This is a genomic window from Alteraurantiacibacter lauratis (genome assembly GCF_037154155.1).
In the GTDB taxonomy this organism is placed as follows: domain Bacteria; phylum Pseudomonadota; class Alphaproteobacteria; order Sphingomonadales; family Sphingomonadaceae; genus Alteraurantiacibacter; species Alteraurantiacibacter lauratis.
On the sequence record NZ_JBANRN010000002.1, the window covers coordinates 40,645 to 52,814 of the forward strand.

Genomic DNA, 12,170 nt, shown 5'->3' on the forward strand with positions numbered 1-12,170 from the left:
CATTTGCGCAACACAAGTGCCAGCCGGTATCCACCTCGCTTCTCTAGATCGGTGGCGCGCCGCCGGTTGCAAGACCCGCCGCCGTCCGCGTTGGCCGATAGATAATGGCGGTTCGTCGAACAGGCCACCATGATGTGCATCAAGCAAGTCCTCTTTGCCGATAGCCGATTCCGGCGCTGGACAGCCCCTTTCAGCGTGGTAGTTGATACAGATGAAACCGCATTTCCTCCTTGCCGCCCTTGCTTCAACCGCACTCTCCGTAGCGGTGCCGTCGCACCCCGCCTGGGCGCAGGATATCACCGCCGCAGAGGCGCAGCCGCTCGATCTGTCCGCGCTGGTCGCGCAGCTCGATATTCCGTACGAGATCTTCACGCTGGACAATGGCCTCACCACCATCGTCCACACCGATCGCAAGGCGCCGATCGTGGGCGTGACGGTCTATTACCGCGTCGGTTCGAAGCACGAACCGCGTGGGCGCACCGGTTTTGCCCATCTGTTCGAACACATCATGTTCACCGGCAGCGAGAATGTCGAGAATTTCGACATTCCGCTCGAAAGCGCGGGCTCGACTCCCACCAACGGGTCGACGTGGTATGACCGCACCAATTATGTGGAAACCGTGCCCACTGGCGCGCTCGATCTGGCGCTGATGATGGAAGCCGACCGCATGGGCTATCTGCTCGGCGCGGTTTCGCAGGAGCGGCTCGATCAGCAACGCGGCGTGGTGCAGAACGAAAAGCGGCAGGGAGACAACCAGCCTTTCGGCCTGGTCGATTACCGCGTGACCGAGGTTCTGCTGCCCGTGGGCCACCCCTATCGCCATTCCACCATCGGTTCGATGGCCGACCTTTCCGCCGCCAGCCTCGAAGATGTGCAGAACTGGTTCCGCGACAATTACGGCCCCAACAATGTGGTGCTGGCACTGGCGGGTGATATCGACGCCGCAACCGCGCGGCCAATGGTGGAACGCTGGTTCGGCGATATTGCGCGCGGGCCCGATGTGGCAAGTGTGGCCGCTGGCCCCGTTGATCTGCCTGCCCCCATTGCCGAAGAAATGACCGATCAGGTCAGCCAGATCCGCGTGACGCGCCACTGGACCGGGCCGGGCCTGAACGATCCCGATGCCGTGCCGCTTTATCTGGGTATGTATGTGCTGGGCGGCCTGCTGACCAGCCGGCTCGACAATGCGATGGTTTACGATGCCGAAGTGGCAACCAGCGTGATGGCCGGGTTCCAGGCGCATGAGCAGATCGGATTTCTGTCCACCCAGTTCGATCTGGTTCCGGGCGGTGATCGGGACGCAGCAACTGCGCTGTTTGATGCCGAAATTGCGCGTCTGATTGCCGAAGGGCCGGATGCCAACGAACTGCGTCGCGCGGCCACGCAGATCATTGCCGGACAGCTTGGCTCGCTCGAACGGGTGGGCGGCTTTGGCGGCAAGGGCATGGTGCTGGCCGAGGGGCTGCTCTATTCGGGCGATCCGGCGTTCTACAAGCGCGAGCTGGAACGCGTGGCGACCGTCACTCCCGATGATGTGCGCGCCGCGATGCAGCGCTGGCTGTCGCGTCCGGCCTATACACTCACCATCGTGCCGGGGACACGGACACTCGATGGCGCGCTGATGGGCGGTTACGGCGACGAGACCGACTTCCCCCCGCCCGCCCCTGACGCGGGCGGCGGTGTTGTGGCGGCACGATCCGGCCCTGCGCGCGATCTGCCGCAACCGGGCGATGTCCCCGCTCTCGATTTCCCGCAGGCTGAACGCGCGGTGCTGTCGAACGGCGTGCCGGTCACGCTGGTGCGGCGCGATGCAGTGCCCACCGTCACCGTGGCGCTGGTGCTCGATGCGGGCAGCGTGGTGGACGGCACACAGCACGCCGGACGGCACGAATTGATGGTGGATATGCTGGCCGAAGGCACGACCAGCCGCGACACATTCGACATCCTGATCGCACAGGAAGAACTCGCCGCTTCGGTTACCGCATCGGCGGGCGTGGATGCGACCACGATCACGCTGTCCTCGCTCACGCTCAACCTGCCGCAATCGCTGGGGCTGATGGCAGACATCACGCTTAACCCCTCCTTCGCGGCGGACAGCTTTGGCCGCGTGCAGACCCAGCGCCTGGCCGAGATCGAGGAGGAGCGCACCCAGCCCGGCGCGCTGGCAAGCCGCGCGATGGGGCCGCTGCTGTTCGGCGCGGACAACCCCTATGCGCTCGCCTCGACGATTGGCCGCGCCGAAGTCATCGCGCAGTTGACGCCCGACGATCTGCGCGCCGAGCACGCGGCGTGGATGCGCCCTGACCTGGCCAGCTTCACCGTGGTGGGCGATATCTCGATGGCCGATCTGCTGCCGCAACTCGAAGCTGCCTTTGGTCAATGGCGTGCGCCCGCCACTCCTCCGCCTGCCAAGGTGATCGACGCCCCGGTGCCGCCCGCCGCGACGCGGCTGGTGGTGATCGACCGGCCGGGTTCGCCGCAATCGGTGCTGATGCTGGGCCGCATTTTACCCTTGATGGGCACCGATCAGGGCAAGGAAGCGCTGGAACTGGCGAACGAGGTGATGGGCAATGGCTTCCTGTCCCGCCTCAACATGGATCTGCGCGAGACGCGCGGCTGGACCTATGGCGTGCGCTCCAGCCTGCCCGCCCGCGTGGGGCCGCAGGCGCTGGTCGTCTCCACAGCGGTGCAGGCCGATCGAACGGCGGATTCGATCCGCGTGATCCTTGACCAAATGGAGGCGTTTCCCGCTTCGCGTCCGGTTGATCCCATCGAATTGCAGCGCGTGACCGATGGCAATATTCGCGGCCTGCCCAACCGGTTTGAAACCAACGCGCAAGTGCTGGGCGCGCTGCTGGAAAACCGGCTGCTGGGCCGGCCGGACGATTATCAGGAACGTCTGCCCGATATCTACCGCAGCATTGATGCCGATGCGATCAACCAGGCCGCCCGCGCTTATCTCCACCCACGCGGCATGGCCATCGTGGTGGTGGGTGACCGGCAGGTGATCGACCCGCAACTCGAAGCTCTGGGCATGGCGGCCGAGTATCTGGCGGCAGAGGAATTGTGACCTTGCGCCGGCGGGCCTTATGAACCACGATCACATCCCCGCCCCGCCGCACCTTTCGCTCCCGGCCCTGTTCGGCAAGTTCCTGCGCTTTGGCTGCCTCGCCTTTGGCGGGCCGGTCGCGCAGATTGCGATGGTGAAGCAGAAACTGGTGGTGGAAGAAGGCTGGATCACGCCGCAGCGGTTCAACCGCCTGCTGGCGGTGATGCAGGTTCTGCCAGGGCCTGAGGCGCATGAATTGTGCGTGCATATGGGCATGATCGCGCGGGGGCGGATTGGCGGCCTCTTGGCAGGCTTGGGCTTCATGCTGCCCGGTTTCCTGCTGATGCTGGCCTGCGGCTTTGCCTATGCCAGCTATATCGAAGGGCGCGGCGGGGTCGACAGCGTGCTCTTGGGTGTGCAGGTGGCGGTGCTGGCCGTCATTGCGCGGGCGGTGCAGCGCATTGGCGCGCATATACTGACAAGTGGCTGGCTGTGGGCGCTGGCCGTGCTGGGCGCGGGCGCGACGCTGGCAGACGTGCCATTCTGGGTGCCGCTGATCGCCGCCGCCTATGCCTATGCGAAGGAGGACAAGCCCGCCGCGCGCATCCTGCTGGCCGCGATTGCGGTGGCGGCGGCCTATTTCCTGCTCCCAGCCGAAGTGCCCGTCTCCATCGCACTGGAAGCAAACGGCACCATCACCCAGGCTGCACTCGCCGCGTTGTTCATGGCAGGGCTGAAAGGCGGGCTGCTGACCTTTGGCGGCGCCTATACCGCCATCCCCTATGTCCGCGCCGATACGGTCGCGCAAGGCTGGCTGAGCGATGGGCAATTCCTTGACGGGGTGGCGATTGCCAATGTCCTGCCCGCGCCGCTGGTGATCTTTGCCACCTTTGCCGGCTTCATGGCGGCGGGCGTTCCCGGCGCGCTGGCGATCACGGCGGGGATGTTCCTGCCTGCCTTTGCCTTCTCGATGATTTTCTTTGAACGGCTGGAAGCGCTGGTGGACAATGCGCGGCTGCACCGCACGCTGGACGGGATTGCCGCCGCCGTGGTGGGCATCATCGCGGCGACCCTGCTGCAACTGGGGGCGGCGGTGCTGGCCCGCCTGCCCGGTGGCGAGAGCGATCTGATCTGGGCTGCCCCGGTTTTTGCGCTCGCCTTGCTGGCCGCGTTCCTGGTGAAAGGCGGCTGGGTGGCGCCCGCCATTCTTGCCGCAGGCGGGGCGGCCGGATGGCTTGTCTTTGCCTAGAGCTTGCCTCGCAGCGCCTGATAGGCCGCCGCGCTGACCGTGTTGGCAAGGTTGAGCGAGCGGATCACATCCGACCGCATCGGCAGATGAAACAGCCGCCCCGGATGGCATGCGATGATGTCGGGCGGGATGCCCTTGGTCTCCCGCCCGAAAACAAGGATCGCATCATCCGGGTAATCCGGTTCGTAGAAGCTGGTCGAACCAAACTCCTCGAACAGGAACAATTGCGCATCGCGCGGGGCCCGGTCGGCCAGAAAGGCATCCCAGCTTGCATATTCGGAAAGCTGCACGTGCGGCCAATAATCGAGGCCCGACCGCTTTACCCGCTTGTCGGTGATGGTGAAGCCCAGCGGATGGATCAGCACCAGTTCCATGCCCAGCGCCACACAGGTGCGCCCCACCGCGCCGGTATTGCCGGGGATTTCGGGCTGGACGAGGACGATGGTGATGTTCATGCGCCTGTTCGCATAATTGCTGTCCACGCTGGCGGGAAGCGTTCGCTGCAAATCTTTCCGAAAGGATAGCGCGCAGCTGCGTTGTCTTGCGCAAGGGCGGGTGCGGAAATCTTGATCCGGTTTTGCGATGGAAGCGACCATGTCCCTTTCCGCTTCGCCTGCACGACACATCGCCCCGCTCATCTGGCTGGGCACATTGCTGCCCTCGGCACTGGTGGCGGCGGTGTTTGCGCCTGCGGCCGATCAGCCTGCGGTGCTCTACCCGCTTGGCGGCAAAGACCCGGTCGAGGCGATAGGTTGGGGCAAGGATCACGGTGCGCCATTTCTGGGACTGTCCGATTGGGGCGATGCCGCCATTCTGCATCTGCCTTCACAGGACGCCGCCCTGGCCGCCTTGGGCAGCGGCTTCCTGCCCATCGGCGTCGATAGAGGCATCTGCGGCGGCACGGCCCAGACCACGGAGCGATTGTCATGAACGATCTCGACACGCTGCGCTTTGCAGGCCTGCGCGTCATCGCACTGATTGCCGCAGGATGCGGCGCGGTTTCCCTTGGTTACGCGGCCTATTCCGGCAACTGGTTTCTGCCGGTTCTGCTGGCGCTGGTCGCGGTGGGGCCGGTGTGGCTGGCGCTGGGCCGGAACACGGGCACGGCCGCGCGCTGCATGGTGGGTGCGGCGCTGCCCGTCATGGCCGCGCTGTTCACGGCCATGGCCAAGGGCGGCGGCTGGATGATCGACATGCACATGACCTTCTTCGCCTTCATGGCGATTGCGGCGCTGCTGGCCGATTGGCGGCCCATCGTGGTCGCCACGCTGGTGACGGCCTTGCACCATCTGCTGCTCAATTTTTCCGCGCCGCTTTATGTCTTTCCCGATGGTGCCAATCTCGCGCGGGTGCTGTTCCACGCGGTGGTCGTGCTGGTCGAAGCGGGCGCGCTGGTGGCGCTGTGCACGAAGCTGGAAGCCTTCGTTATCGGCCAGGCCGAGGAAAGACGCCGCAATGCCGAGCAGGACGCACTGATCCGGGCCGAGCGCGAGGCGGTGAGCCAGCAACAGCGCGAGGTGCTGGAAACGGTCGGCACCCGGCTCAAGCTGCTGGCCGAAGGCCGCCTGTCGGGCCGCATCAGCACGCCTTTCCCGGCCGAATATGAAGGACTGCGCACCGCCGTGAATGACACGGCCAGCGAATTGCAGGCACTGGTCGGCACGGTGCTGCAAACGGTTGAGGGCGTGGTGACAGGCGCATCGGAAATCCGCAGCGCCGCCGATGATCTGGCACGCCGGATCGAAACCGATGCCGACAGCATGGAACAGGTCGCGCGCACATCCGACCAGCTCAATACCGACATGCACGAGGCATCGCGCCTGTGTCAGGATGCGCGCGGCGTGACGCAGCGCATGAAAGATCATGTCGACCAGGGCCTCACCACAATCGGCCATGTGACGGCGGCGATGCACCGGATCGAAAGCTCCTCCGGCAAGATCGAAAGCATTGTGGAAATTATCGACGGCCTTGCCTTCCAGACCAATCTGCTGGCGCTGAATGCCGGGGTCGAGGCGGCACGCGCGGGCGAATCGGGCAAGGGCTTTGCCGTGGTCGCGCACGAGGTGCGGCAATTGGCGCAGCGTTCGGCCGAAGCGGCATCCTCCATCAAGGGCCTGATCGCGCAATCGAGCGAGGAAGTGCATCTGGGATCGCAGCAAGTTGCGCAGATGGATCAGGTCCTTTCCAGCATTGTCGAAAACTTCGCCGCGGTGAACGCGCATATCGACCAGATCGCCCAGCGTTCGCAGAAGACCGCCGATGATGTGCGGCATATCTCCGGCGCCATTTCGCGGCTCGAAAGCTCGCACCAGCAGAACGCGGCGATGGTGGAAGAAAGCAGCGCAGCGGCGCACGCGCTGTCCTCCATGGCGGGCGCCCTGCGGCAAAGCGTGGCCCGCTTCGAGGCGGAGGATGAGTATGCCAACACAACCCCGCCGCGCGGCCTGAAGGCCGCATAAGCGCGGCATAGGTGGCCCCGGTCCGGTTGCTTCCCACCGAATAAGCTTGGGTTGCTGCGCGTAACAATCCGCTTCGCAGTCCGCCGCGCATGAATCCGCTTGCCTAATGCGCGGAATCTGGCAGCGTCTGTCAGGGGGGTCGTAAATGGCCGCAATCATGCGGTTTTTGCGGGCTTGCCTTGGTGGGTTTACGCGGGGATACTTTTTATGAAATCGGGAATTGTCGGGATGGCAGCGCTGCTGCTTGCCGGGGCGCTCGCCCCTGTTCAGGCGCAGGATGGCGCCGCTTGCGAATTGCATGTCTTCCCCACGGTGGAAGGCCAGGCTGTCACCACCGGCTGGCTCTCCGGACTGGGCGTGATCGGTGCCGTGGCCGAAGCTGCCGCGAATGAAGACCGCAATGTGTCGGATGCCGAATACCTGCGCGATGCGCTGGGGCCGCGCTTCCAGGTTGCCGCGTTCCAGACGATTGATCTGGCCACGTCTGTCGGCATGCCGGCAGGGACGCAGGTGATCTACGAGACGCCGATCGCTGACCGCGATGTCACCACCGAAGTGCGGACACGGCTGACCGAAAGCACGGCGGCCTGTTATGCCGAATTGATCGTGACGCAGAACCTTTACGCCAAGCGGGCAATCTATGGCCGTTCGCTCAACAACCGGTTCATCTTCAAGGATTTCCGAAATGGCGTGACACAGGCGCAGATGGTGCGCGGGCGCGGCGGCAACGGGCTGTCGCAATTCCCGCCGGAAACGCCGGAAGGCCGTGACGCCGCCGATGCCGATTTGCGCCAGGCTTTCCTTGCCAATTTCAACGAATATGCCGCGCGCTTCCAGTAGGCGCGGGGCAATGCGCCGTTGGCATGTGGCAGCGGCGATTGGGGGGGCGGTGCTGCTGGCATGGCAGCCCGCCCCGGCCCTTGCGCGGCCTGACCCCTTCGTGCCTGCCGAATCGCGCCAGCTTGCAGCGCCGCGGCCGGTGGCCGTGTTTCTGCCGCAGCAGCGCATTGCCAGCAGTATCGAACTGGGCCGCATCGCCTTTCCCGCCGGGGGAGGCGGCGCACTGGGCGCAATAATTATCAACGGCAATAACGATATTCCCGAACGCCTCGCCAACAGCGCGCTGGAACGAGCCGAAGGCTGGATCACACCGCTGGTGGAAGCGCTGGACGGCTTCGACATCACCCCGCTTGCCAGCAATGCCACGCTTGCCGCGCTGGAGCAGACCGGCTGGCTGGGCACGGTGCAGCTTGACGTGCTGAACGGGGAAATACCGCAGGCGACGGAAGGTGGATCAAAGGGAGTTCTCGTCTCCACCACCTATGGCATCGGTCTGTTCGGCCCGGCTGCCAACAGCAATGCCGCCGTGCGGGCGACCGGGGAAACCATCACCGCGATGGAACGCGACTTTGCCGCCGCCTATCCCGATGCGGCCGAACGCGCGCAAGTTCTGTGGCGCTACCAGATGTCGCCCGATTTCACGCAGGTGCAGGTGATTGCCGATGTCACCCTCGTCCGCAAAAATGCGGCGGAGCCTTTCTACAAGCAGCAGGTGATCGCCCTTGTCCGCTTGCCGCGCCCGTCCTTCGTGGAGGAAGAAAACGTTGCCCGCTGGGCCGCGAATGACGGCGCGCTCGCCCGCGCCGCGCTAACCAGTGCCTTTGCCCGCGTGGGGCAAGTGCTGCCGCAGGTTCTGGCGCTGGACCGGGAAGGATTTGCCGCGGCAACGGACCGCCGCCGCGAAAGCGCCACGGTGGCCGGGTTTCACGGGCCGGTTCTGCGGCGCGATGCGGGCGGCCCGGTGATCTGGGCGCGCGATGGTGATCAGCGCTTTGCCGCCTTCGTCACCGCGCAGAACGCCAGCGAGTAACGCGGCCTGAAAATGCGGAAGGCCGAGCTGCTAGCTCAGCTTCGCCTTCAGCACCTGGTTGACCAGCTGCGGGTTGCCCTTGCCCTGCATCGCCTTCATGGTCTGCCCCACGAAGAAGCCGAACAGCGCTTCCTTGCCGGCCTTGTACTGTTCCACCTTGTCGGCATTGGCGGCGAGCACAGCATCCACCGCCGCTTCGATCGCGCCGGTATCGCTGGTCTGCTTCAGGCCCTCGGTCTCGGCAATTTCGGCCGGATCGCGCCCGGTCTTGAGCACGATCTCGAAGATTTCCTTGGCCTGCCCGCCGCTGATTTCGCCTGCATCCTGCATCTTCAGGATCGCGGCCTGCGCCGATGCCGTGGCGTTGGCGGGATCGGCTTCCTCACCCAGCGCCTTCATCACCCCCGGCGCGACCGAGAGCGACCAGTTGGCGACCTGCGTAGCCACCTTGGCCTCCGGCTTGCCCAGCGCCGCAGCCGTTGCCGCCAGCAGAGTTTCGAACCGGGCGAAGGTTTCAACCTCCGCGGTCAGTTCGCGGGCGTTGTATTCGGACAGTCCCAGTTCGCTGGTATAGCGCGCACGCTTCGCATCGGGCAGTTCGGGCAGCGATGCGCGGCATTCCTCAAGAAAGGCCTCGTCCAGTTCCAGCGGCAGCAGGTCGGGATCGGGGAAATAGCGGTAATCGTGCGCGTCCTCCTTCGACCGCATCGACCGTGTGGTGCCGGTGCCGGGATCGAACAGACGGGTTTCCTGCACCACCTTGCCGCCGCCCTCGATCAGATCGACCTGCCGGTTGGCCTCATATTCGATGGCCTGCATCACGAAACGGACGGAGTTGACATTCTTCGTCTCGGTCCGCGTTCCAAACGCCTCGCCCGGACGGCGGACGGACACATTGACGTCGGCGCGCATGGAGCCTTCCTCCATATTGCCGTCGCACGAACCGACATAGCGCAGGATTTGCCGCAGTTTGCGCACATAGGCGCCTGCTTCTGCCGGGGAACGTATATCGGGGCGGCTGACAATTTCCATCAACGCCACGCCCACGCGGTTGAGATCGACATAGGACATGGTCGGGTGCTGGTCGTGCATCAGCTTGCCCGCATCCTGTTCCACATGGATGCGTTCGATGCCGATCCACTTGTCTTCCGCAATGCCGCCCTTCTCGTCCGCCTCGATCAGCAGTTTCCCCTCGCCCACCAGCGGGTGATAGAGCTGGCTGATCTGGTAGCCCTGCGGCAGGTCGGCGTAGAAGTAGTTCTTGCGGTCGAACCGGCTCCATCTGTTGATCGTGGCATCAATCGCCATGCCGGTGCGCACCGCCTGCCGGATGCATTCGCGGTTGGGCACGGGCAGCATACCCGGCATTGCGGCATCGATCAGGCTGACCTGCGCGTTGGGTTCTGCGCCAAAGGCCGTGGCCGCGCCCGAAAACAGCTTGGCCTTGGACGTGACCTGCGCATGGACTTCGAGGCCGATCACAACCTCCCATTCGCCCGTTGCGCCCTGAATACGGTAGTTGCTCATTTCGTCCTGTCCTCGCCAGCCTCATCGCGGTTGCGCGTGTCAAAGCGCATCTCGCCATGATCGACGTTCTTCCTCACCCAATTGGCGACCAGGAATGTCGCGGGCACCGCCAGCGCGATGGCCACACCGGTGATGATCAGGGCCGTGTCGGGCATCCATCCGGGTTCAGGGGTCACCACCACTTCTCCGGTTTTGCAGCAAAGCCTGCGCGTTGTTCAATCGCCAGCCCGGCATTGAGCACGGCCTGTTCGTCAAAAGCGGGGCCGATGATTTGCAGGCCCAGCGGCAGCCCGTCCTTGTTGAGGCCGCACGGCACGCTCATCGCCGGAAGTCCGGCAAGCGAAGCGGGCACCGAGAACACATCGTTCAGATACATCGCCAGCGGGTCTTCGGTCTTGTCGCCAAGGGCAAAGGCGGCGGTGGGCGTGGTGGGGGCCAAGATCACGTCGCAGAGTTTGAACGCTTCCACAAAGTCGCGCTGGATCAGCGTGCGCAGTTTCATCGCCTGCGTGTAATAGGCATCGTAAAAGCCCGCCGACAGCACATAGGTGCCCAGCAGGATGCGGCGTTTCACCTCGTCCCCGAAACCGGCGGCGCGGGTGGCGGCATACATATCCTGCAACCCCGCGCCATCGGGCAGGTCGCGCAGGCCGTAACGCACCCCGTCATAGCGGGCGAGATTGCTCGACGCCTCGGCGGGCGCGACGATGTAATAGGCGGGCAGCGCGTATTTGGTATGCGGCAGGCTGATGTCGACCACCTCGGCGCCTGCATCCTTCAGCCACGCGATGCCATCGTCCCAGCTTTTGAGGATTTCGGCATCGGTCCCGTCCATGCGGTATTCGCGCGGGATACCCACCTTCTTGCCGCGCAGATCCGGGTTCAGGCCAGCACTCCATTCCGGAACCGGCATATCAAGGCTGGTCGAATCCTTCGGATCGAAGCCCGCCATGGCTTCCAGCATGATCGCGCAATCTTCTACGCTGCGCGCCATCGGCCCTGCCTGATCGAGGCTGGAGGCAAAGGCGACAATGCCCCAGCGGCTGCAGCGGCCATAAGTCGGCTTGATGCCCGCAATGCCAGTAAAGGCGGCGGGCTGGCGGATCGACCCACCGGTATCGGTGCCGGTCGCCGCCGGGCACAGCCGCGCGGCAATCGCAGCGGAAGAACCGCCGGACGAGCCACCGGGCGCGAGCGGCGCATTGCCGCCGTCATTGCGTCGCCAGGGCGAAATCACATTGCCGAAATAGCTTGTCTCGTTGCTCGACCCCATCGCGAACTGGTCAAGGTTCAGCTTGCCCAGCATCCCCGCGCCCGCATCCCACAATTTCTGCGACACGGTGCTTTCGTAAGGCGGCACGAAGCCTTCGAGGATGTGGCTTGCCGCCGTGGTCTGCACGCCCTTGGTCGCGAACAGGTCCTTCATGCCAATCGGCACGCCCGCCATCTTGCCCAGGGGTTTTCCTGCGGCACGGTCGGCATCGACCGCTTGGGCAGCGCGGATCGCATGGTCGGGCGTGGTGACGATGAAGGCGTTGAGCTTTGCCGCTTCGGCAACGGCAGCATTGAACGCCTCGGCCACTTCGACCGCGGTGAAATCACCTGCGGCCACGCCCTCGCGAATGGCCTTTACGCCAAGATCGGTGAGCTGGGTCATTATTCGATCACCTTGGGCACGCCGAAAAAGCCATGCTGTGCCACCGGCGCATTGGCGAGGATATCGTCGCGCCGGTTGCCGCCGGTCAGCGGATCGGCATCCACCACATCGTCGCGCAGGCGCAGCGCCTGCGGGATCACCGCGGTCATGGGTTCGACAGCGGAGGTATCGACCTCGCCCAGCTGCTCCACCCAGGCGAGCAGGTTGTTGAATTCGCCCACCATGCGGTCGAGGTCGCCCTCGTCCACCTTGATGCGCGCCAGGGCGGCGATCTTCGCCACTTCTTCACGGGTTACAGACATGGCCTGTGCGTTAGCGGGGCGCGGGCCTGCCTTCAAGCGGGGGAAACGCGCTGTGCG

Annotated in this window: 11 protein-coding genes; 6 read left to right on the top strand and 5 right to left on the bottom strand. The window is 64.7% G+C overall.

What is annotated here, in order from left to right; all coding sequences use genetic code 11:
• Positions 1-265 precede the first annotated feature (265 nt).
• Together WFP39_RS02495 and chrA are read left to right on the top strand one after the other, a co-directional pair.
• On the top strand, positions 266-3,070 hold the full coding sequence (locus WFP39_RS02495) for a M16 family metallopeptidase (protein ID WP_336917563.1): 2,805 nt from the start codon (positions 266-268) through the stop codon (positions 3,068-3,070).
• A 19-nt stretch (positions 3,071-3,089) separates the two neighbouring features.
• A complete protein-coding gene (gene chrA / locus WFP39_RS02500; protein WP_336917564.1) occupies positions 3,090-4,298 on the top strand; it encodes a chromate efflux transporter in 1,209 nt (402 codons plus the stop codon).
• On the opposite strand, the gene WFP39_RS02505 is transcribed toward chrA, so the two are convergent.
• Positions 4,295-4,753: a tRNA (cytidine(34)-2'-O)-methyltransferase gene (locus WFP39_RS02505; RefSeq protein WP_336917565.1), complete on the bottom strand. Its 459-nt coding sequence runs from the start codon at positions 4,751-4,753 to the stop codon at positions 4,295-4,297. The genes chrA and WFP39_RS02505 overlap by 4 nt on opposite strands.
• Before the next feature lie 139 nt (positions 4,754-4,892).
• Here WFP39_RS02505 and WFP39_RS02510 point away from each other — a divergent pair, with 139 nt between their 5' ends.
• The 4 genes from WFP39_RS02510 (at position 4,893) to WFP39_RS02525 (ending at position 8,627) form a co-directional block, all read left to right on the top strand.
• A complete protein-coding gene (locus tag WFP39_RS02510; protein WP_336917566.1) occupies positions 4,893-5,228 on the top strand; it encodes a hypothetical protein in 336 nt (111 codons plus the stop codon).
• Positions 5,225-6,757: a methyl-accepting chemotaxis protein gene (locus WFP39_RS02515; RefSeq protein ID WP_336917567.1), complete on the top strand. Its 1,533-nt coding sequence runs from the start codon at positions 5,225-5,227 to the stop codon at positions 6,755-6,757. Before WFP39_RS02510 ends, WFP39_RS02515 begins: the two co-directional genes overlap by 4 nt.
• 207 nt (positions 6,758-6,964) lie before the next feature.
• Positions 6,965-7,597, top strand: a complete 633-nt coding sequence (locus tag WFP39_RS02520) for a hypothetical protein (RefSeq protein WP_336917568.1) — start codon at positions 6,965-6,967, stop codon at positions 7,595-7,597.
• 10 nt (positions 7,598-7,607) lie between these two features.
• Positions 7,608-8,627, top strand: coding sequence for a hypothetical protein (locus WFP39_RS02525; RefSeq protein WP_336917569.1), 1,020 nt, complete (start codon positions 7,608-7,610; stop codon positions 8,625-8,627).
• Between the two features lie 30 nt (positions 8,628-8,657).
• On the opposite strand, the gene gatB is transcribed toward WFP39_RS02525, so the two are convergent.
• From gatB to gatC, 4 genes are read right to left on the bottom strand one after another with little or no spacing between them, the layout of a single operon-like run.
• Positions 8,658-10,154: an Asp-tRNA(Asn)/Glu-tRNA(Gln) amidotransferase subunit GatB gene (gene gatB / locus WFP39_RS02530; protein ID WP_336917570.1), complete on the bottom strand. Its 1,497-nt coding sequence runs from the start codon at positions 10,152-10,154 to the stop codon at positions 8,658-8,660.
• A complete protein-coding gene (locus WFP39_RS02535) occupies positions 10,151-10,336 on the bottom strand; it encodes a glutamyl-tRNA amidotransferase (RefSeq protein ID WP_336917571.1) in 186 nt (61 codons plus the stop codon). Before WFP39_RS02535 ends, gatB begins: the two co-directional genes overlap by 4 nt.
• Positions 10,327-11,811 carry an Asp-tRNA(Asn)/Glu-tRNA(Gln) amidotransferase subunit GatA gene (gatA, locus tag WFP39_RS02540; RefSeq protein ID WP_336917572.1) on the bottom strand — a complete coding sequence of 495 codons (1,485 nt, stop codon included), beginning with the start codon at positions 11,809-11,811 and terminating at the stop codon, positions 10,327-10,329. The genes WFP39_RS02535 and gatA overlap by 10 nt, the downstream gene beginning before the upstream one ends.
• Positions 11,811-12,113 (bottom strand): Asp-tRNA(Asn)/Glu-tRNA(Gln) amidotransferase subunit GatC, encoded by a 303-nt coding sequence (gatC, locus tag WFP39_RS02545; RefSeq protein ID WP_336917573.1) that lies wholly within the window; start codon positions 12,111-12,113, stop codon positions 11,811-11,813. Before gatC ends, gatA begins: the two co-directional genes overlap by 1 nt.
• Positions 12,114-12,170: the final 57 nt, after the last annotated feature.